This window comes from Streptomyces sp. NPDC054796, assembly GCF_053611545.1.
In genome coordinates this window covers 45,848-65,956 of record NZ_JBSHAO010000015.1, presented here as the reverse complement: position 1 = coordinate 65,956, position 20,109 = coordinate 45,848, and the positions used below count along the sequence as shown (strand labels likewise).

At 70.7% G+C, this 20,109-nt stretch carries 22 protein-coding genes; 11 read left to right on the top strand and 11 right to left on the bottom strand.

The window, feature by feature from the left end; genetic code table 11:
• Positions 1-51 precede the first annotated feature (51 nt).
• The 9 genes from ACWGJ2_RS15285 (at position 52) to ACWGJ2_RS15245 (ending at position 8,870) form a co-directional block, all read left to right on the top strand.
• Positions 52-714 carry an AAA family ATPase gene (locus ACWGJ2_RS15285; protein WP_453346561.1) on the top strand — a complete coding sequence of 221 codons (663 nt, stop codon included), beginning with the start codon at positions 52-54 and terminating at the stop codon, positions 712-714.
• A gap of 61 nt (positions 715-775) precedes the next feature.
• Positions 776-1,573: an ATP/GTP-binding protein gene (locus ACWGJ2_RS15280; RefSeq protein WP_453346560.1), complete on the top strand. Its 798-nt coding sequence runs from the start codon at positions 776-778 to the stop codon at positions 1,571-1,573.
• Positions 1,574-1,623: 50 nt separating this feature from the next.
• Positions 1,624-3,117: an MFS transporter gene (locus tag ACWGJ2_RS15275; RefSeq protein WP_453346559.1), complete on the top strand. Its 1,494-nt coding sequence runs from the start codon at positions 1,624-1,626 to the stop codon at positions 3,115-3,117.
• A 145-nt stretch (positions 3,118-3,262) separates the two neighbouring features.
• Entirely contained in the window at positions 3,263-4,252 is a 990-nt protein-coding gene (locus ACWGJ2_RS15270) for an AvrD family protein (RefSeq protein ID WP_453346558.1), read from the top strand.
• An 88-nt stretch (positions 4,253-4,340) separates the two neighbouring features.
• Complete coding sequence (locus ACWGJ2_RS15265) at positions 4,341-5,354, top strand: beta-ketoacyl-ACP synthase III (RefSeq protein WP_453346557.1); 1,014 nt, start codon at positions 4,341-4,343, stop codon at positions 5,352-5,354.
• Between the two features lie 53 nt (positions 5,355-5,407).
• Positions 5,408-5,707, top strand: coding sequence for an acyl carrier protein (locus ACWGJ2_RS15260; protein WP_453346556.1), 300 nt, complete (start codon positions 5,408-5,410; stop codon positions 5,705-5,707).
• Positions 5,700-6,497, top strand: a complete 798-nt coding sequence (locus tag ACWGJ2_RS15255; protein WP_453346555.1) for an HAD family hydrolase — start codon at positions 5,700-5,702, stop codon at positions 6,495-6,497. The genes ACWGJ2_RS15260 and ACWGJ2_RS15255 overlap by 8 nt, the downstream gene beginning before the upstream one ends.
• Positions 6,498-6,647: 150 nt before the next feature.
• Positions 6,648-7,634 (top strand): NADP-dependent oxidoreductase, encoded by a 987-nt coding sequence (locus ACWGJ2_RS15250; RefSeq protein WP_453346554.1) that lies wholly within the window; start codon positions 6,648-6,650, stop codon positions 7,632-7,634.
• 312 nt (positions 7,635-7,946) lie between these two features.
• The gene (locus ACWGJ2_RS15245; RefSeq protein ID WP_453346553.1) at positions 7,947-8,870 is read left to right on the top strand and encodes a D-alanyl-D-alanine carboxypeptidase family protein; all 924 of its coding nucleotides are present in this window, start codon (positions 7,947-7,949) and stop codon (positions 8,868-8,870) included.
• Positions 8,871-8,945: 75 nt separating this feature from the next.
• On the opposite strand, the gene ACWGJ2_RS15240 is transcribed toward ACWGJ2_RS15245, so the two are convergent.
• The 5 genes from ACWGJ2_RS15240 to ACWGJ2_RS15220 form a co-directional block, all read right to left on the bottom strand.
• Positions 8,946-10,124: a hypothetical protein gene (locus ACWGJ2_RS15240; protein WP_453346552.1), complete on the bottom strand. Its 1,179-nt coding sequence runs from the start codon at positions 10,122-10,124 to the stop codon at positions 8,946-8,948.
• Entirely contained in the window at positions 10,121-10,405 is a 285-nt protein-coding gene (locus tag ACWGJ2_RS15235) for a helix-turn-helix transcriptional regulator (protein WP_453346551.1), read from the bottom strand. The genes ACWGJ2_RS15240 and ACWGJ2_RS15235 overlap by 4 nt, the downstream gene beginning before the upstream one ends.
• A 20-nt stretch (positions 10,406-10,425) precedes the next feature.
• Positions 10,426-11,133 (bottom strand): hypothetical protein, encoded by a 708-nt coding sequence (locus tag ACWGJ2_RS15230; RefSeq protein WP_453346550.1) that lies wholly within the window; start codon positions 11,131-11,133, stop codon positions 10,426-10,428.
• Positions 11,134-11,527: 394 nt separating this feature from the next.
• The gene (locus ACWGJ2_RS15225; RefSeq protein ID WP_453346549.1) at positions 11,528-12,388 is read right to left on the bottom strand and encodes a hypothetical protein; all 861 of its coding nucleotides are present in this window, start codon (positions 12,386-12,388) and stop codon (positions 11,528-11,530) included.
• A 143-nt stretch (positions 12,389-12,531) separates the two neighbouring features.
• The gene (locus ACWGJ2_RS15220; protein WP_453346548.1) at positions 12,532-13,149 is read right to left on the bottom strand and encodes a Crp/Fnr family transcriptional regulator; all 618 of its coding nucleotides are present in this window, start codon (positions 13,147-13,149) and stop codon (positions 12,532-12,534) included.
• 226 nt (positions 13,150-13,375) lie between these two features.
• On the opposite strand from ACWGJ2_RS15220, the gene ACWGJ2_RS15215 reads away from it, so the two are divergent.
• Complete coding sequence (locus tag ACWGJ2_RS15215; protein WP_453346547.1) at positions 13,376-13,546, top strand: hypothetical protein; 171 nt, start codon at positions 13,376-13,378, stop codon at positions 13,544-13,546.
• Positions 13,547-13,670: 124 nt separating this feature from the next.
• Here the strand turns inward: ACWGJ2_RS15215 and ACWGJ2_RS15210 are convergent, their stop codons facing one another.
• The 5 genes from ACWGJ2_RS15210 to ACWGJ2_RS15190 form a co-directional block, all read right to left on the bottom strand.
• Entirely contained in the window at positions 13,671-14,177 is a 507-nt protein-coding gene (locus ACWGJ2_RS15210; RefSeq protein WP_453346546.1) for a hypothetical protein, read from the bottom strand.
• Between the two features lie 31 nt (positions 14,178-14,208).
• Positions 14,209-14,487 carry a hypothetical protein gene (locus tag ACWGJ2_RS15205; protein WP_453346545.1) on the bottom strand — a complete coding sequence of 93 codons (279 nt, stop codon included), beginning with the start codon at positions 14,485-14,487 and terminating at the stop codon, positions 14,209-14,211.
• Entirely contained in the window at positions 14,484-14,822 is a 339-nt protein-coding gene (locus ACWGJ2_RS15200; protein ID WP_453346544.1) for a hypothetical protein, read from the bottom strand. The genes ACWGJ2_RS15205 and ACWGJ2_RS15200 overlap by 4 nt, the downstream gene beginning before the upstream one ends.
• Positions 14,819-15,256, bottom strand: coding sequence for a hypothetical protein (locus ACWGJ2_RS15195; RefSeq protein WP_453346543.1), 438 nt, complete (start codon positions 15,254-15,256; stop codon positions 14,819-14,821). The genes ACWGJ2_RS15200 and ACWGJ2_RS15195 overlap by 4 nt, the downstream gene beginning before the upstream one ends.
• Positions 15,257-15,368: 112 nt before the next feature.
• The gene (locus tag ACWGJ2_RS15190; RefSeq protein ID WP_453346542.1) at positions 15,369-16,535 is read right to left on the bottom strand and encodes a helix-turn-helix domain-containing protein; all 1,167 of its coding nucleotides are present in this window, start codon (positions 16,533-16,535) and stop codon (positions 15,369-15,371) included.
• Positions 16,536-16,882: 347 nt separating this feature from the next.
• On the opposite strand from ACWGJ2_RS15190, the gene ACWGJ2_RS15185 reads away from it, so the two are divergent.
• The gene (locus ACWGJ2_RS15185) at positions 16,883-17,839 is read left to right on the top strand and encodes a DUF72 domain-containing protein (RefSeq protein ID WP_453346541.1); all 957 of its coding nucleotides are present in this window, start codon (positions 16,883-16,885) and stop codon (positions 17,837-17,839) included.
• A 62-nt stretch (positions 17,840-17,901) separates the two neighbouring features.
• On the opposite strand, the gene ACWGJ2_RS15180 is transcribed toward ACWGJ2_RS15185, so the two are convergent.
• Complete coding sequence (locus ACWGJ2_RS15180; RefSeq protein ID WP_453346540.1) at positions 17,902-20,031, bottom strand: TerD family protein; 2,130 nt, start codon at positions 20,029-20,031, stop codon at positions 17,902-17,904.
• Between the last annotated feature and the right edge of the window lie 78 nt (positions 20,032-20,109).

Here is a 20,109-nt window from a genome sequence, read left to right as displayed (position 1 = left end):
TACCATTAATGACATCTGGTACGTACTTGGTTTCAGTGTGAATCTGGATCCGTGAGCAAGCGAATAGCAGTAGTCGGCGCCTACGGGTCGGGGAAGACCACTCTCTCCACGGCGCTCTCCCATCTGACCGGCCTGCCGCGTACCCACGGCTCCCCGATGCGGGAGCCGATCGGCGGCGAGGGGCACAGCGTCCACAACTGGACCGACGGCCAGCTCATGCAGTTGACCGTGAACCGCTACGCCGAGCGGCTGCTCGGCGAGGCAGCACATCCGGAAGGGTTCGTCTCCGACGGCTCCGTCGTGCACGAGTGGACGTACGCGAAGCTGAGGCTGGTGGCCGGTTCCTACCCGGGGACCGACGTCCCCCTGGACGACCGGCACCGGAGCACCAAGACCGCGGTGCTGGAAGCGGCGGTCGACGATATCGGCCTGCTGATGAAGCACCACGCCCGCACCGCGTACGACGCGTTCGTCCACGTACCCGTCGAATTCGAACTCGCCCCGGACAACCGGCCCATCAACGAGAACTTCCGCCGCCTTTCCGACGCCCTGCTGCTGCCCGCGCTGGCGGCGACGGGCGTGCCGGTCCACACGGTCAACGGAGACCTCGCCGACCGCCTGAAGCAGGCCGTCGAGCACCTCGGACTCGCGGAGACAGCGGTCATGGACGTCGAAGAAGCCGTCCGCCTCACCACGGCGCCCGACTCCGAGTAATCACCCATTCCACCAAGCCCGCAAGCCCGCCGGGCTTTTCTCCTGTGAAGGCGACATTCCTGTGAGCGCACTCGAAGTACCCAGTTTCAAGGACAATCCCAAGCTCAAACTCGCTATTTCCGGCACCTATTCGACGGGAAAGTCGACCACCACCGAGGCCCTTTCCATCGCGACCGGAATTCCCCGTACCCACGCCAAGACCTCACGCGAACTGCTCGTCGACCTCGTGCCGGGGAAGACCGTCATGGAGCTGAACGCGATGGAGCTGGTGAAGCTCGGTCTGCGGCGTTTCGAGGAGCGGGTGCACAACGAGTCCAGCGGTGACGCGTTCATCTCCGACGGCGGCGTCTTCCACGAGTGGGTCTATTTCGAGGCCCGTATGCGCGTCGGGATCAACCCCGGCGCCGACTGGTGGTTCAAGGGCATCAAGAAGGTCGTCGGCCTGCCCGTGAAGCACTTCTACCAGCGCTACACCGACACCCTCGGCGACATCACCCGCGCCCGCGCCAAGCGCGTCTACGACGCGTACGTCCACCTGCCCGTCGAGTTCGACATGGAGCCCGACGGCCACCGTCCCGTCTCCGAGAAGTTCCGGCGCCTCTCCGACGACCTGCTGATCGAAGCGCTGGACCGGATGGACATTCCCTACCGCGTCGTCGGCGGCCCGATCCCGGACCGCATCGAGAAGATCGTGAAGATGTTCGACCTGCCCGTGGTCGTCCCGATCGAGGAGGCCATCGCGGAGGCGCAGCGCCGCGTCGAGGCCGACATCGAGGACCTGAAGGCCGACGCCCGCTTCCACGAGGCGCAGCGCCAGAAGTCGCTCCCGCGCCGCATCGCCTACGCGATGCGCTACTGAGCCCCTCCCCTCCCCACCCATACGAAACCTGTCCAAGAAAGGACATCGTTGTGTCCAGCAACGTGACCGCGAGGCCGCGTCATCTGGGAGCAGTGCTCGCGCTGCTCGCCTTCGCTCAGATGATCATCGCCATCGACTACAACATCGTCTTCGTCTCCCTCCCCGAAATCGGCGAGCACCTCGGCTTCAGCGCGCAGAACCTCCAGTGGGTGGTGTCCGCCTACGCGGTCGCCTTCGGCGGCTTCCTGCTGCTGGGCGGGCGCGCGACCGACCTGTTCGGCCGCAAGCGGATGTTCATCTTCGGCCTGTTCCTCTACGCGGCCTCCTCGCTCGCGGGCGGTCTCGCCCAGGAGCCATGGCTGCTGATGGCGGCCCGCGCGGTGCAGGGTCTCGGCGGCGCGTTCCTGGCGCCCGCCACGCTCTCCCTCGTCACCACGCTGTTCGCCGAGGGCAAGGAGCGCAACCGCGCCCTGTCCGTGTGGGGCGGCGCGGGCGGCTCCGGCATGGTCCTCGGTTCCATCCTCGGCGGTCTGCTGACCGACGCGTTCGGCTGGCCCTCGGTCTTCTACGTCAACGTCATCCTGGCGGGCGCGGGCATGATCGCCGCGATGTCGCTGCTGCCGGGCGACCGCGCCGAGACCTCCGGCGCCTTCGACCTGCCGGGCGCCGTCACCGGCACCCTCGCCTCCACGCTGTTCGTCTTCGCCCTGGTGCAGGGTCCCGAGGCGGGCTGGGGCTCGGGCCAGGTGCTGGGCGCGCTCGGCGTGGCCGTCGTGATGCTGCTGCTGTTCGTGCTCATCGAGAGCAAGTCGAAGGCCCCGATGGTGCCGCTGCGGCTCTTCCGCAACCGCAACCTGTCCACGGGCGCCGGTATCACCTTCCTGTTCATGGCCACCTTCGGTGCGCTGGCCTACTTCCTCACCCAGTTCTGGCAGGTCGTGCAGGAGTACAGCGCCTGGACCACGGGCTTCGCGTTCGTCGTCCCGTCCGGCAGCGTGCTGATCGGCACGATCGTCGGCGGCAAGTGGGCCACCAGGTTCGGCGTCCGCAACACCCTGTTCATCGGTCTCACCATGGGTGTCGTCGGCACCGTCGCGCTCGCGCTGACGCTGACGCAGGACGTCTCTTACGCGGTCCTCGCGCCGTCGCTCTTCCTGCTCTCGCTCGGCCAGGGCATCGTCTTCACGACCATGTTCGCCGCCGCGACGACCGGTGTGGCCGGCGAGGACCAGGGCATCGGCTCCGGCATCGCCACAACGGGCCAGCAGATCGGCGGCGCCGTGGGTCTGGCCGTGCTGATCGCCATCGCCGAGTCGGTGAACGGCGGCGGCACGAAGGACCCGGCCCAGTTGACGGACGGCGTCATCACCGCGACGTGGGCGATCGCCGTGGGCATCGCGCTGACGTTCCTGGTGGTGCTCAACCTGAACAAGCGGGCCGCCGCCGGGGCCGAAGCGGACGACCACGTCGAACCCGCACTGACCGAGCCCGCGCCGGGCGCGCCGGGCGCTGCGGAGCCGGTACAGGCCGGGCGCACCTCGTGAGAGGCACATGCCTCCTGATGCTGGGCGCCTGAAAGCGCCGGACGTCGGCGACACCCGGTCCACTTTTGCCGAGGGTCCCGGGCATCGCCGCCGTCGTTCAACAGCCGCACCCCGAAGGGTGACCGCTGCCTACGAAGGAAACTCTATGTCCACCGCACTACCTCTTGTCACCCTGAGAACTGTCGACGATTTCCTCGGAGCACGCGAAGGGCGCTTCTTCGGGGAGGGCTTCAAGCGCGTGCACCACGCGCTGACCGACATCGCCGTCGAGGACGGCACGATCACTGCCACGGCCGGTCTGGAGATACCCGGCGCCTGGTCCCGCAAGGGCGAGACCACCCAGCGCCCCCACCTGTCCACCATCGACGTCATGCTGCTCGGCGCGCAGTTGACCGGCCTGTACGCCGCGCACGCGGGGCGGCTCGGGCCCGGCACGCCGTTCGCGGTCCGCTCGTGCGTCATCAAGGCCGGACGCAAGCCGCAGGAGGACGGCCTCGACACGTTCGCGGTCTCCGGCAGGCTGGTGGAGAGCGCGGCTCCGGCGCAGGACGGCACCGTGTCCGACGACGGCATCGTGACGATGGAGTGCCGGATCGGTCTGCTGACGGTACGGATCGAGGCGGCCGTGGGAACCGGCCGTCCGGTGCGTAACTCCTGGCCCGGCGACGGCACTTACGGCTCAGCCGCGGAGCTTCCCGGTGCGTGGAACGACGCGCCGTTCGGCGTCCCGCACCGGGAGCGCGGCCAGTTCCTGACCGACGTCGAGATCGACACGTCCGCCTGTCTGGCACGCGCCGACCTCGCGCTCTCGCCGGGTGGCGAGACGGGCGAGCCGACCATGGTCGATCTGTTCGTCTCCGCGCTCCAGTTGGCCCAGGTGCTGCTGTACTCGCTCGACGGTGTGGCCAGGGCGGACAGCAACACGCTCTGGATGCGCCGTACGGTCATCGGCCCCGCAGCGGAGGGTGAGGGCGCGGGCGCGGCAGGCGGCGGCAAGGGCCGGTTCGAGGTGGCCCTGAGCGAGCCGACGCTGCTGGAGAGCGCGCAGGGCACCTGGCGCAGCGCCGACGTGGTCAGCGCATACGCGGGCCTGCGGCTGACCTGCTCCGTCGCACATCTGCTGCCCGCCGCCTGACGGCCCTCTCCCCGGCCGCTCCGGCCGCTTTCCGGGCCCCCGGCCCCCCTTCGCTCTCTTCACGGCTCTTCTCAGGAGGCGAGACGTCATGCCCCAGCCAGCGGTACTCACCGGACTCGGTGCCTACCTGCCGCCGCGCCGCGTCAGCAACGAAGAACTCGCGGACCGCTTTGACACCACAGATGAGTGGATCACCAGCAGGACCGGTATCCGCACCCGTCGCTGGGCGGACCCCGGCATCTCCACCAGCGACCTGGCCGTGGAGGCCGGTCACCGTGCGCTGAAGTCCGCCGGGCTCGTCCCGGAACCGGGCGCCGTCGACCTGGTCGTCCTGGCCACCACCACCCCCGACCACCCCTGCCCGGCCACCGCGCCCGACGTCGCTGCCCGGCTCGGGCTCGGCGCGCCCGCCGCCTTCGACATCAGCGCGGTGTGCTCCGGGTTCCTCTACGCACTGGACACCGCGGCGAACGCGATCCTGGCCGGACGCGCGCGCAGCGTGCTCGTCATCGGCGCGGAGACATACTCGACGATCCTCAACCCGCAGGACCGCACCACCTCCGTGATCTTCGGGGACGGCGCGGGCGCTGCCGTGCTGACGGCCGGGGAAGAGGGCCAGACGGGCGCGTTCCAGGGCTTCGACCTCGGCTCCGACGGCCAGCAGAAGGACCTGATCTGCATCCCGGCGGGCGGCTCGCGCCAGCGCTCCCAGGGCACGGCGCCGGCCCCCGGTGACGAGTTCTTCACCATGCAAGGCCGCAAGGTGTTCCTGTCGGCGGTCCAGCGCATGACCGAGTCGTCGCAGTCGCTGCTGGACCGGCTCGGCTGGAGCACCGACAGCGTCGGGCACCTGGTCGGGCACCAGGCCAACTCGCGCATCCTGCGGGCCGTCGCGGAACAACTGGGCGTCCCGGCCGAGCGCGCGGTGGTCAACCTCGACCAGGTCGGCAACACGTCGGCGGCCTCCATACCGCTCGCCCTGGCCGACGCCGCGGCCGACGGCCGCCTCGTGCCCGGCGAACGGCTGCTGCTCACCGCCTTCGGCGGCGGGCTGACCTGGGGCTCCGCCGCGCTGACCTGGCCGGACATCGTCCCGGCCTGAAGGCCCCTGCCGTCGGCCCCGCAACCCGTCTCAGAACACCAAGGAAGGACACCATGAGCATCCAGACCCACGCCCAGACCGCCACCCACGTCGCCCGGACCGACGCCGTCACGCGGGAGCTGACCGAGGAGGTGCTGGCCACGGTACGCGGCAAGTTCGAGGCGCCCCAGGGCTCCACGGCGGAGACCCCGTACGAGGACATGGAGTTCGACTCCCTCGTGCTCCTGGAACTCGCCGTGCACCTGACGAAGGAGTACGGGGTCGAGGTCACCGACGACGAGATCCTGGACGCCGCCGACGTCACCCGTACCGCGGCGCTGCTCGCCGGGAAGGGCGCACGGCCCCATGGCTGAGCCGACCCCGGGCCCGAGCCCTTCGGCGGGCCCGTCGGCGCGCGGAGCGGCGTTCTTCGACGTCGACGGGACCCTCACCACCGGCACCACCCTGTTCCGCTTCCTCGAGTACCGGTTCGCGGCCGAGGGCCGTCCCGCGCACGCGTACCGGCACGAGCGGCAGCGGCTGCGCGCGATGACGTCGGGAGGCGTGCCGCGCACGGAGACGAACCGCGCGTACTTCGCCAGCTACGCGGGGCTCGACGCGTCCTATGTGGCGGAGCTGGCGGCCGAGTGGTTCAGCGGCGAACTGGCGCACGGCGGGTTCCTGCACGGGCCCGCCGTCGCCGCCCTGTGCGGGCACCAGGCGGCGGGGGAGCCTGTCGTTCTCGTATCGGGGTCCTTTCCCGCGGCGCTCGCGCCGCTCGCCCGGCACCTTCGCGTGGAGGCGGTGCTGGCCACGGAGCCGGAGATCGTCGGCGGACGGTACTCGGGGCGGGTCCACACCCCGATGATCGGCCGGGCCAAGGCGGACGCGGCCCGCTCCTGGGCGCGGGCACGGGGCGTCGATCTGACGGCCTCGACGTCGTACGGCGACCACTCCTCCGATCTGCCGCTGCTGGAGCTGACGGGGCGCGGCGTGCTCGTGGGCGGCGACGCCGAGCTGCGGGAAAGGGCGCGGTGGCGGGGCTGGCGCCAGTTGCCGGCGCCCGCGCCCCTGTCAGCGCCGTTGTCAGCGCCGTTGTCAGCGCCGCTGTCCGCTCCCTTGTCCGCCCCGTTGCCCGCGCCCGTGCCGCGGCTCCCGGCCTGATCACGGGCCGGTGCGGGGCGGGGCGGGCCGGGCCATGGCAGCCCGGTTCCGCCCCGCCCCGCGCCTCCTTTGCCCACCACCCCGGCCGACCATCACCCCCGCGACTGGCTCCCCCAGTCATCTTTCTCCGCACAGGAAGGACCCCTCGGCATGCGCGCAGTCGGAATTCTGGAATTCGGCGACCCCGAAGTGCTCGAAGTCGTCGATCGTGCCATCCCCGACCCGGGGCCTGGCGAGCTGCGCGTGCGCGTCACCGCCGCCGCCGTCAACCCGACCGACCTGATGCTCAGGTCGGGACAACTGGCGCCCTACGTCGCGGAGTTCGACCCCCCGTACGTGCCGGGGATGGACGTCTCCGGAACCGTCGACGCGACGGGCGCCGACACCCTGTTCGCGCTCGGCGACCAGGTCATGGCGTTCGTCAACCCGTTCAGGCCGCAGGGGGGAGCACAGGCCGAGTACGTCGTCGTCGCCGCCGAGGACACCACGCTCGTGCCGCGCGGCCTGGACCTCGTCGCGGCGGCCGGGCTGCCCATGAACTCCCTCACCGCACACCAGGCGCTCGGCCTGCTGCGGCTGCCCGCCGGGTCCACGCTCGCCGTGACGGGCGGCGCGGGCGCGCTGGGCGGCTTCGTGATCCAGCTCGCCGTGCACCGGGGGCTGCGGGTCGCCGCCGAGGCCACCGCGCAGGACGAGCGGTTGCTCAAGCAGCTCGGCGCGGAGATCCTCGTGCCCCGCGAAGTGCAGCCGGACAACGGCGAGTCCGCCGACCTCGCCGACCGGTACCGCCGGGCCGTGCCCGAGGGCGTGGACGCGGTGGTCGACGCGGCCGTGGTCGGCGACCCCATCCTCGGCGCCGTCCGCGACGGCGGCCAGATCGTCACCTGCCGCCCCGGCCGCCTCGCCCTGGAGCGCGGCATCACCCAGCACGAGGCGAACGTCCTCGCCTACCCCGGCAAGACCGACGCGCTCGCCGAGCTGGCGGCGCTGGCAGCGGAGGGGACGCTGACCGTCCGTACGGCCTCCGTGCTCGCGCCCGAGCGGGTCTGCGAGGCGCACTGGCGGCTCGCGGGGGGCGGGGTGCGGGGGCGGCAGCTCATCGCCTTCGGCGACGGCCGGGGGTCCTCGTCCCTGTGAGGCGGTCCGTGTCCCGCACCCGGGGTACGACGCCGAGGCCCCCGCCGGTTCGCCGGTGGGGGCCTTTTGCGTGGGCGCGCACGGGGGCGGGGCGTGGGCGCGCACGGGCGGCGCCGTGAACTTTTCCGAGGGGCCCGCCATCGAACTCCGGTGTCCGCCTCTTCCGCACCGCCGCGCCGTCGCGCCGTCGCACCGTCGCGCCGTCGCACCGTCACGCGGTCGTGCCGTAGCGGAGTCGCGGACAGCGCAACCGCCCCTCCCTGGGCCCGACCGCAGATCCCGCAGATCCCGCCGATGCGGAGTACCCACGCCATGAACGCCAGCTCCCTGACCAGACGGAGGACCGCCGTCACCGCCGCCGTCAGCGGCACCGTGCTCGCCCTGTCCGCGCTGGTCGCGCACGCCATGCCGTTCGGGAACCCGGCTCCGGAGGTCGAGGCCGAGGGCGTCGTGCTGCTGGACGAGAAGGGCCACTCGGTCTACGCGAAGGACGCCGGCACCCCGCGTCCCATGGCCAGCACGGCGAAGATCATGGTGGCCTCCGTGGTCCTCGGCACCGAGGGCGTCGACCTGGAACAGAAGGTGCAGGTCCGCCAGCGGTACCGCGACTACGTCACCGAGCACCACGCCAGCACCGCCGACCTCCAGACCGGCGACGAGGTCACCGTCCGCCAACTGCTCTACGCGTCCCTGCTCCCCTCCGGCGCCGACGCGGCCTACGCGCTCGCCGACACCTTCGGCACCGGGGCCACCGGTGCGGAGCGGATCCGCTCGTTCGTCGCGAAGATGAACGCGAAGGCGCGGGAGCTGCGGCTGCGCGAGACGACGTACAAGACCTTCGACGGCCACGGCAAGGACACCAGCACCCCGGCCGAGCTGGCGAAGCTGGCCCGGCACGCGATGGAGAACGCCACCTTCCGCAAGGTCGTCAAGACGAAGAAGTACAAGGGCGAAGCGCCTGCGGCCAACGGCCGTACACGCACGTACACCTGGACCAACACGAACCAGCTCCTCGGCGCGTACGACGGCGCCATCGGCATCAAGACCGGCACGACGGCCCGTGCGGGCAAGTGCCTGGTCTTCGCGGCCACGCGCGGCGACAAGACCTTCGTCGGCGCCCTGATGGACAGCGGCGACAGGTTCACCGACGCGGCGAAGATCCTGAACCACGGCTTCGGGGACGACGACGGCGACGTGGAGATCCCCGAACTCCCTGCGGAGGGCGAGGACGGCTGAGGGCCGGACCGTATTCGCTGAGCAAGGCCCCCACCGGCGGACCGGTGGGGGCCTTGCTCTGTGGGTCCTGCCCGTTCACCCCGCCACGTGGGAGAGCTTCAGGTTGTCCTCGGAAGCCAGGTTCCGGGCGGTGCTCGCCCACTCGTCGATACACGTGATGGCCGCAGCCACCCGTTTCACGGCGGAGGAGATCCGCTTGGCCGGACCCCGCAGGTTCCGGCTGAGTCCCCCCAGCTCCTGAGCCGCCGTCCCGAAGACGGTAAGCCCTTCCAGACCTTCTTCCGCGGACCGGGCCAGGTCCATGAGCTGGCCGAGGAACTCCTCCGTCCCCTCGTCCCGCTCCGCGGCCGGTGTGGCTTGGACGAGCCCCAACGCGGCCCTGACCCCACTGTCCAGGGTGGCCATGCGCTTCGCGAACGCCTGGGCGCACCGGTCGAGGTCCTCCGCAGGGCCACTGATGCTCTTGCCGTACGTACTGACCATCGCCAGCCGAGCGCTCATGGGGGCGTTGGCCCGGGTGAGCTTGTCCATCTCCGGAGCGGATTCCTCCGTCAACGCGGCGATTGTCTCGACGGCCTGGGTGATCGCCTCCATGTCCGCAGTCATCTCCTCCAAGCCCTCCTCGATGGCCGCGAAGTCATCGAGGAGGCCGGGGGCGTCTTCGTCGTCCCCAGGCTCCCCGCCGTCGGGCTGCCGCACCACGTCCTTGGTCTGCAACCCGCGCAGCACCCGGGCGGGGGTGAGAATGTCGAACCCGTCGGAGATGCCGCCTGCCAGGACGTCCTCGATCTCCGCTCGCGCGTCCGCGAAACCGCTCAGCGACCTGCTGTACCGAATGGTCCTGATGGGAGCGATGTCGAAGGGGAGCTGGCCGTGCTCACCGATGTGGATGGTCGGCTTCCCGGTGATGTGGCGCAGCCCGAGTTCGTACATCACGTTGGGGTTGCCACCGCTGACATCCGCGATCACGATGTCGGCCTGGAGAACGTGTCGGCAGATCTGCTCGTTGATGTCCCCCGCGCGGCTGATGCGATCCGCCCGGAGCGCCTCGATCTCGAACCTGGCGCAGGCCGGGACGATGACCTTCTCGAAGACGCGCAGGTGATCCTCGTAGGAACGGTGCTCGTCCGAGTGGTGCGGCGCGTGGGCATCTCCGATGGGGCCGATGACGAAGCACGTCCGGACGCTGTCCTGTTCCTGCTGCGGCACATCACCGGTCTGCGGCGGTGCCCCGGTGGTACTGGGCGCGATCATGTACGAGCCTCCGTTCCGAGGTGGGGCGAGGAGTGTGCTGGGTCGGTGTGCTCAGCTCCGGCTTCCAGGTCGACGGCGTACACGGGCCGCTCCTCGATGCCGAGGGCCCGCAGCATGAACGCCGTCGGAATGCGGTAGCACCCACCCACCCGGAGCACTGGGCAGGGGAACTGGCCGAGTCCGACGAGTCGATATGCCGTGCTCATGCTCACGCCGAAGACACGGGCCGCGGTCCGCAGATCCGTGCAGAGCGGGAGGTCGAAGACCTCAGCGAAGCCCATCGGGGGTCCCGAACGGGGGCTCATCGCGTCGCCCCCGCCGGGCGCAGCGCGAGGGTGCCGATGCGGGGCCCTGCGCCGGGACGCCGCGCCTGAAAGACGACGTCCTTCAGCCCGAGACGTCCGGCGAGTGCACCGAGCCGTACCCCTTCGCGACGGTTCCGTGACTCGGTGAACCGAAGGGTTGAGGCCAGCCCGCCAACCCCACTGGGAGGTTCGATGTGCAGCTCCCAGCTCTCCGCGGGGGCGGGGACGGGGCCCTGGGCACTCGTCACCGCGGCTTCGCGTGCCGCCGCCATGCCCGCGATGTCCACGACGGGTACCTCGTGCCGGACACGTTTGGCGTAGGCCCACATCCGGTTCGCCGCTCCCTTGACCACCTGGGCGCCGACGTCCGGACGTGCCAGGTCCACGGCTTCCAGCGCTTCCAGCAGGGCCAGGACCGCCTCGGCCTCCAGGTCATCTCGGTCGACAGGAAACTGCGTCGTGAGGCGGTACACCGTCCGGCGCAGGCCCGGGGCCGCAAGCCATACGGCGAACAGCCGCCCGGCATCGGCGGGTTCAGCGTCCGTGCGCACACCCGCGTCCGAGCCCGAACCACCGCCCGCGCCCGGAGGGACTTCGGCCTTGTCACGGCGGGCCGCCATGACTGCGTGACGCCAGACCATGTCCCGCGTCAGACCTTCCGGGCACACCCCGTAAAGGGCCTCGCGGGCCTCCTGGGGCGACATACGCAATGTTTCATCGTCGAGAGGGACGGCGAGAAAAGGCGCCGTGCCGCCGGGTGGTGCCGTTACGTGCCTCCCCACCTGGGAGAAGACGCTTCGATACACATTCGATGTCAACTGCTCACTCCCTTCTCTCACTGGGCTTCCGCAGCGGATATCGCCACTGCCGCACGCTCACAGGCCCGGGCGAGGCGCAGCAGGGTCGCGCACAGGGGCTCGTAACAGTCCGGGGAGAGGGGGCTGACCGCTGCCGACGGGCACGTGGAGTGATGGACACCAGCACACGTCTGGTTGACGATCTGGCCGTAGAGCACTCCGTTGAAGGCCAGCCCCTGGCCGAGGTGTTGAAAGAGATTGCCCCCAGCCGAAGAAACGGGGTCTCGCTCCGAAGCCGTACTCACCGGCGTTTCCCCGGCGAGGCCGCTGGTCCCCCGCCGGTCGTCACGCGAAGGCCGCCGGTGACATCTCCGACGAGAGCGGCCCCCTCCTGAACCCGCTGGTTGACACGACCTTGGGTGTCTTCCGCGCGTCCGGCACCTTCCTCACGCCGCGCATCCCGGGCGCTCGTACGCGGTGCCTCGTCGGCACTCCCGTCGCCGCTTCCGCCCGTGGAGCCGAGCAGGTTGCCGGACGGCGAGGGGACGTACAGCCAGGCCGATTGTGCGAAGTGCTTGTCGGGGACGGTGGCCGTCACGTCGATGCACCGGCGGGGGTGAAGTCCCGTGTACCCGGCGAGGATCACGTCCTCGTAGACGCGGTGGGAGATGATCGCGGCCACGGGGGTGGACTCCTCGCAGGACTCGGCGAGGTAGTGCCGGACCTGGTCGGATCCGAGCAGGCGGTGTGTGTCGTTCCGGGCGGTGCCGTTTCCGGCTTCGGGCCCCTTGCCGTCCGGCAGCGGGCCCACGTGAAGGGCGACGCGGAGGCGGATGCGCGGGCCAGCACCCCGCGCGTTGTGCCGACTGAGGATGCCGTTGAGGACGTCGAGGAATGGCCACACGGCGTAGGGGAGGAGAGCGGGCGCGAATCCGAACGCGACTCCGTCCCCGGTGTGCGCGGGAAATGCCTTGCCATCCCTCACCTGCGGCAGACCGGCGGCCGTCAGCGCCGTGTCGACCAGAGAAGGGATGAGGGTGCTCACCATGGGGTGCTGCACGGACGGGAGCCGTGTGAAGCCCTCTGCGTCGACGGCCAGCAGCGCGTGATAGTCGGGCAGCGTACGGCTTTCCGTCCACTGTGTGAACGGTTGTACGGGCATGGGGTCTCCTGACGCTCGGTGACGAACGGACAGCCGCGAGGCGACCGAGTCCGAGCTTGCGCGAGCGTCAGGACGCCCTTTACGCGACGGCTGCATCCTTTCGGCGTGACGTAGCGCACACTTTCAGCGCCGGAGTCAGCGCTCTAGGAGTCCGCGATGATGCGTAACGTGTCGTAATCCTTGATCTCGATGCACCGGTATCCCGTCGCCACTGCCCCCCTGGCGCGCAGAGACATCAGCGCTTCGCAGAGCGTCCGGTGGGAAACGCCGAAGCGGGCAGCCATATGCTGCTGTGTCCAACCTTTGACCTGTGACGTCTGGGACTTCTCCGCCAATGCCAGGAGAAACTTCGCAAGTTGCGATTCGAGCGAGGTCACCCGGACACCGCCGCCGAGCCGCAGGTCGGACTCGTGCTGCCGGTCGTGTGCCGCCCGGAGCAGGCCCAGGACCAGGTCACGCCGCGCCAGCAGTTCGAGGAAGCGAGAAGCCGTGACGTGGACGGCTTCGCACACGGTGGCCGTCACCACATAGGCATTCCGTGGCCGCCCGCTGACGATGGACATATCCCCGACGAGGTCTCCGGTACCGCGAAATGCCAGCGGAACCTCCCGACCGTCCGGCGTAAACTGAATTACGCTCACGACGCCGGAAACCAGGCAGTAGAGACAGTCTCCTTTCTCCCCTTGCCTCAACAGTGTCCTGCCCTTCGGAAACCGCAGCCGCGGCCCCCCGAAGACTTCGTGCCACAGTGCATCGCCCACGTCAGAACCTCCGTACCACCGGAACTCGACTGGTAACGCCTTCCCACTGTTTGTAGCCCGGCGGGGGTTCCCTTTCCAGGTTGGCGACCCTCTCTCCGGGTGCACCGGATCGCGTACAGGCGTAAAGGGTCGTCGCGCACCACGGCTTAATGACGTTGCCGGAGAGGACGAATGCAGGCCTCGTAATACGGCTGCCGGGCCAGCCAACGGACATGAACGGCGTCGGATGCCATCAGAAACACCACCGGACGGCTTCCGGTTCGACGTGAAGGCATTCTGTCTGCTGGCCGGGCACCCGACCCGGTCCGAGGCGGCGAAGATCCTGAACCACGGCTTCGGGGACGACAGCGAGGACGTGGAGATCCCCGAACTCCCGGCGGAGGGCGAGGACGGCTGACGGCGCCTCCTCACGGCCGGGCGGCTGGGCGGCCAGGGGCTCCGGCCTCGTACCGCCGTCACGAGACCGGAGCCGGAACCCGTCCCCTGGACCGCTGCCGACGGTTCCCCAGGGGACGGGGGTTTTACGGGGCCGGGGCCGGGCCGGGTTCGACGGTGTCCAGTTGGAGTGTGCGTCCGCCGACGAGGGGTGCGGTGAGGATGACGGTGCGTCCCTCGTGTTGCAGGGCCTTGCCGATACGGGTGTGACGGGCCTGCCACCAGTGCCGGGGCGCGAGCAGGGTGGACACGCAGTCCCGTGTCTCCCCGTCGACAGTGATGCGTTCGCCCTTCTCGCGGAGGCGCAGGGGGTGACAGGCGTGGGCGGTGAGGAGGGTGGCGAGGTTGCCTTCCATGATCTCGATGACCTGCCCGGACGGCATAGGGCGCGGGTAGCTGGTGAGGAAGACGGGGCCCTGCGGCAGCTCGTACATCAGGCGCACGGCACGGTCCTGGATGCGGCGCATCACGAAACGCGCCTGCTGGCCTTCCAGCACGGCGACGGGGAAACCCGATGACGTTGCCCACCCATGAGGGTCGTAGAAGACGTCCTCGGGGTCGGCGGGGATGAGGACGGTGTGGTCGCGCGGCACGAGGCTGCTCCAGGTCAGTGATGGGTGGCGGTCACGGTGTGCGCACTACGCGCAGGGTGGGCGGTGATTCGGCATCCGGCTGCGGCTCGGTGTCGTCGGTGCGGCGTTTGCCCGCGCCGGTGAAGACGGTGATGGCGCGGGCGACGGTCTCCCCCGTGACCTCGGCGCGGATCGCGGCGAGGGGGAGGTAGGCGCCGTGGAGGGGGCAGAGCCACACCGGCTCGTGCCAGGGATAGCGGGCTGTGGGCAGGTAGCGCATGACGGGGCCCACGTGGCCGCCGCTCTCCACCGCGCACTGGGGGCGGGTCACCGGTCCGCCTCCGCGCTCGCGGCGCGGGCTTCGTCCTCGGCGGCGATCGTCTTCGCACAGGGGGCGCAGACCTTCACGGGGACGGTGCGGGTGCGTGTCTGTGGGCTCGCGCCCCGCTCGTCGCCGGAGTACAGGTCGAGGACAGTCTGTATACCGGGCGCCTCGCGGCAGCGGAAGCAGAGTGCGGCGGCCCGTCGCGCGCAGTCGTCGCAGAGCTTCACCGGAACGGTGCGCGGGACCGGCTCGTCCCTGGGCAGGACGTAGATCTCCACGGTGCCCGGCCGCTGTCGGCAACGGAAACAGCACGCGGCGACGGCCACGAGGTGCGGGCTCACCGCCCGGCCCCCCTCGCGTGCTCGCGGGGCCCGTGCTCGACGCGGATCACCGCATCCAGCACCACGTACAGCAACCGCGCATCCGTCAGCCCGTACTCAGTCCACCCCCGCACCCAGTGCGTAAAGGCCGAGCGGGTGCACCAGCCGGGCGGAATCGTCAAGTGCTGCGTAGCGCCGAGCAGTTGCACACACGTGATCTCGGGAACGACCCATCCCCGCGTCGTGCCGTGCGGCACCAGCCACGTCAACCGGTGCCCGTACGGGTCGCGAATGACGGCGCCGGACTCCCTCCCGAGCCGGGCCAGGATGTGGTCGCCGAGGTACGCGGGGACGACGACCGCATCCCAAAACACCCCGGCGGGCAATAACTCAGCGGCGACCCCGGAAGGCGGAGCCCACTGGGCAATTGGCGGTGCGTGCGTCGCGGCGTCCATGACGGCCCCATACGTCGGTGTGATCAGTTAGTCACCGACGGTAGGGACCGTGTGACCACGGTCTCAATGGCAGTTCCCTCAGGCCAGGGCCAGAAGTGTCAGTAGCTGCCCGCTACATCGGCATGCCGACCGCGTCCGCCAGCTCCCTCATCTCCGGCGTCAGCGTCCGCCGGTGCTGCACCACGTCCTCCATCACGTCCCGCGCCGAACGCTGCACAGCCAACCACTCCGGCGCCTGCTCGCGTACCTCGGACAGCACCTCCACCGCTTCCCCGTAGTGGCGCATCATCGTGTGCGCACGGGCCACGTCCAGCCGGTGCCGGTGAAACTCCGTAGACGTCGCCTGCCCCGTCCCCTTCAACTGGTCAGCCACCGCCAGCACCTCGTCGGGCCGGTCCAGCACGATCCCACGCTCAGCCCGCTTGTAGGCCACGGTCACAGGGCCCCACGTCGCCAGCCGCTCCGAGCCACGTGGCAGTTCGCAGCCGGTCATCACGGCGACCGAACGGGCGAGACGCATCGCGTCCTTCGCCTCACCGTGCCGGTTGTCGCGCAGGGCCGCCGCTGACACTTGGAGCAGCAACCAGCCCCACGCCGCGAGATCCTCCGGCGTCGCGCGAGAGACACGCGGTTCCATGTCATCCGCCCACCGCACCGCCATCTCCCGCGCCTCGTCCAAGCGTCCCTGCCGAACAAGGAGCCACGTCCAGGTCGTGACGATGCTGGCCGCGCGCAGCCGGTCCGTTGCCGTGTCCAGTGCCCGACACAGTGCGGTCTCCGCCGCGTCGAACTGACGGGCCTGGGTCAGCACCGACCCGGCGATCTGGAGGACGTGGGCCTGGAGGGCGCGCGCGTCGTCGCCGAGTGCGTCAGCATCCCGCAACAGGGGTGTGAGCAGGTTGGAGACGTCGTGCAGTTCGTTGGCGAAGTACGCTCGCCGCAGATCTGGCAGGGCCTCCAGAGCCCCGTCGAGCGTCGGAGCCTCGTCGGGCTGCATGGTCGGATGCTCGACGGCCTGCTGGAGCGGACGCCACGGTTCGGACACGGGCGCTGATTCGGCGTCGTCCTGGCGTACGAGGCGGGAGGTTGGAACATGCAGAGCTCGGGCGAACCGGTGCGCGGTCTCTAGCCGAGTATTCGTGATCTCTCCTTGCTCCAGCTTGCGGATGAGGGAGAGCGACACGCCAGAAGCATCTGAGAGCGCGCGCTGGCTCAAACCGCGCCGCTTGCGAATTTCGCGGAGACGGGTACCGATGTGGATGTCAGCGTGCTCGGGCATACTGGTCTCCTCGTTCTGACTCGACACCAGAACGGTACGCCTGGCGCCGCGCCGGGAGACACTCGTTGGCCCTCACTATGCACAGTGGGGGCCTTCGTCATGCACGGGCCCGCGCCACACGTCGGCCCCGGTGCGCGCGGCGTCGTCACGCGCGTACCGGGGCCGACGGGGGGAGGTGGCGGGGGCCACAGGGGAGGGGCCCCGCCACGTGGGGGGCGGCGGTTTGTCGGAGCCGTGCCGTACGGAAGGTGAGATGGCGGGCCTCGCGGAAAAGTTCACGGGTACCCCGGGAAAATCCTCGCCGGCCTGACGCGGCTGCTCGCGGGGCGCGCGGGTACTCCGCCCTGATGGGTGGGACAAACGGGAAGAGCGGGATCCTCGTCGGGACGTGTTCGTGGACGGACCGCGCGCTGGTGGCCAGCGGCTGGTACCCGTCGGGCAGGCGCGACGCCGAGGGACGGCTGCGGTACTACGCGGAACGGTTCCCCGTCGTGGAGGTCGACGCCACGTACTACGCACTCCCCAGCGCCCGCAACAGCGCGCTCTGGGCCGAACGCACCCCGTACGGCTTCCGGTTCGACGTGAAGGCGTTCTCCCTGCTGACGGGGCACCCGACCCGGTCCGAGGCGCTGCCCGCCGATCTGCGCGTCGCGGGACGAGGCCGGGTGGAGCCCGACGAGGGGCTGCTCGACGAGGTGTGGGAACGGTTCGCCGGGGCGCTCGCCCCACTGCGCCGCGCGGACCGGCTCGGCACGCTGCTGTTCCAGTTCCCGCCCTGGTTCGCGCCGGGGCCGCGCGCCGAGGCGCGGCTCGCGCGGTGCGCGGAGCGCACTCGGGGCTGGCCCGTCGCCGTCGAGTTCCGGCACCCCGACTGGTGGCGCGAGGACCGCCGCACCGCCACCTCTGACCTGCTCACAGGGCTGGACATGTCCGCCGTCGCCGTCGACATGGCCCAGACCCTGCCCACCTCGCTGCCCCCGGTCACCCCGGTCACCTCCCCGCGCCTCGCGGTGGCCCGCTTCCACGGCCGCAGCCCCGACTGGGGCACCGGCACGAAGGAGGCCAGGTTCCGGCACACCTACACGGAACCGGAACTGACGGAGTGGCTGCCCCGCCTCCACTCCATGGCACGCCGCGCGGACCAGGTCCACGTCCTGTTCAACAACTGCTGCGCCGACGCGGCCGTCCAGGCGGCGGAGTCGATGCGGAGGCTGCTCGGGGCACCCACGGGCGCGGACCACGCGGCGGCGGTCGCGTCGGAGGTCACATCGGAAGGCGAAGGGCCCGCGCACCGGGCGGGGTAACGGGGTGGGTGGGTGCGCGAGCCCCCGTCAGCGCGCGGGCCTGTCCGTGGACGTGGACGCCCTCAGCCCGCAGGCGTCGGTTCGGCCCGCTGAGGGCGCCGTGCCGGTCGCCGGTCGAGGGGCACGACGACGCCCGAGAGGAAACGGTCCACAGCCTCGTCGACGCTGCGGATGAACCCCGAAGCGGCGTTGCCCCGCCCCGCGCCCATCCCCTTGAAGAGGGACAGCCGGAACCCGGTGATCCGCGCGCCGTCCTTCGGGAGGATGTCGCCGGGTTCGGGACGGAGCCGCTCCAGCGTGCCCCTCGGTCCTCCGCCCCCGGCCCCGCCCTCGACGAGCGTCTCGATATGCACGTCGGCCGGTGCCTCGCCAAGCTGCCTGACCAGGCGCTTGGCCCACGAGAGCGGATATCCCTGCTCGGGTGCCGGGATCTCCATCGACGTCCGCAGCTTGCCCGTACGCAGATCGGCGGTGAGCGCGAGGACACCCGACGTGCCCTCCACCCGCAGCTCCGCGTGCAGACGGCCGTCCCGGCAGAGCTGGTCGGCGAGCAGGGACCGGCGCGCGTGGGCGTCCTCCCCGCGCTTGCCGCGCCACACGGGCAGCACCTTCTGGCCCAGCTCGCCGCCCAGGCGCAGACAGATCTGGCGGACGAGGCGTTCCCAACTGCCGACGACCTCCACCGCGCGCTGGTCACCCTGGCAGAGGGTCTCGTCGTCGATGCTCTTGCGGACCGGTATCCAGGCCGGGCCCATGTTCTGGAAGCCGTGGCAGCCGGAGTTCTCGTGCTGGAGGTAGTGCAGCAGTTCGTGGAGGAGCCAGGCGTGGGCGGCGTTGCCCACGCCCTCGTGCCGGATCAGCATCTGTGCCTGGTGCGCCACCTCGGCCCAGGAGAGGTGCCAGAGGGAGACCTGGTGCTTGCGCCGCCCGTCGGTCTTGACGTCCACCACGGGACTGCCTTCGAGCGCCACGTCGTTGGAGACGGTGATGACCGCCTCGTAGCCACGGCGCGACGCGATGTTCATGTAGTCCTGCACCTGCTCGCTCTTCAGCGGGTTGCCGTTGGTCTTCACCTCGACGAGCGCGGTCCACAGCTTTCCCGCGCGCTCGACCCGGATGACGCCGTCGGGGCGTCTGGGGAGGTCGCCGTTCGGCAGGGTCACCTCGGTGAAGGTCTCCATGCGCCCCGCAGGGGCGCCGTAGGGGGCCGTGAGCCTGCGGCCGAACTCGGGGATCTGCGCCATCACCGACAGGAGGACGGAAGTCGCCCGTGACTCGCGCTCCCTGTCGCTCTTGAGGGACGGGGCGGGGAAGAGCCGCGCCCGAGGCCAGGCGTCGTTCTCCGCGAGGGACTTCTTGACGGCTTTGGGCAGAGTGATCTTCTTCCGCGCCGTGCGGGGGCGCTGGGTCGGGACAGGGGCGGGGCCGGGGGCCGCGGCGGGCGCGGGCTGTCCGCCCGCCACCGGCGCGGGGATGGTCACGGAGAGCCCGTCGACGGGGCCGCTCCTGCCGGGGGACGGCGCCGGAGTCCCCGCGCTTCCCGGCAGAGGGGAGGTCTCGCCGCTCAGCGTCCCGGCCGGTCCCTCCGCACCGTCCGCGCCGTCCGCGCCGACGTCCCCGGCCTCCGCCGCGTCCTCCGCTTCCTCCGAGTCGTCGACGTCGATGCCGTAGTCCGTCGCGAGGCCCGCCAGACCGGACTCATAGCCCTGGCCCACCGCACGGAACTTCCACTCGCCGCCGCGCCGGTAGAACTCCCCGAACACGAAGGCGCTCTCCACACCGGCGTCGTCGATGCGGAAGCGGGCCAGGCCCTCGCCCGTGCGGTCGGACAGCGTCAGCCGGAGGTCGTCCAGGTCCCCGAAGCGGGCGCCGCCGTACCGGCTGGCGGCCACCACCACGTACTCCACTTCCGCCGGCAGCGCCGTCAGGTCGAGGCTGATGCGGTCCTCGTTGCCGTCCTCCGCCGGAGTCTTGCCCAGGAGCTGCACGCTCCCGTCCGCCGCCGCCGGGTTGTTGTAGAAGAGGAAGTCCGCGTCGTCGCGCACCTTCCCGTCCGGGCCCAGCAGCAGTACGGAGACGTCCGCGTCCCCCTCGCCCGTCTCGCTGCGCCAGTTCAGTCCCACGGTCACCGAGCCCGCGTCCTCGCTCAGCCCGGCCAGGCCGACGTTGGCGCCCTTGACCATCTCGTACATGTGGCCCCCCAGCCACGCGGTCGCGTCGGACCGGATCCGGCACGGCCCCGCGTCTTCTCATGTGATGTCCCCCACGCA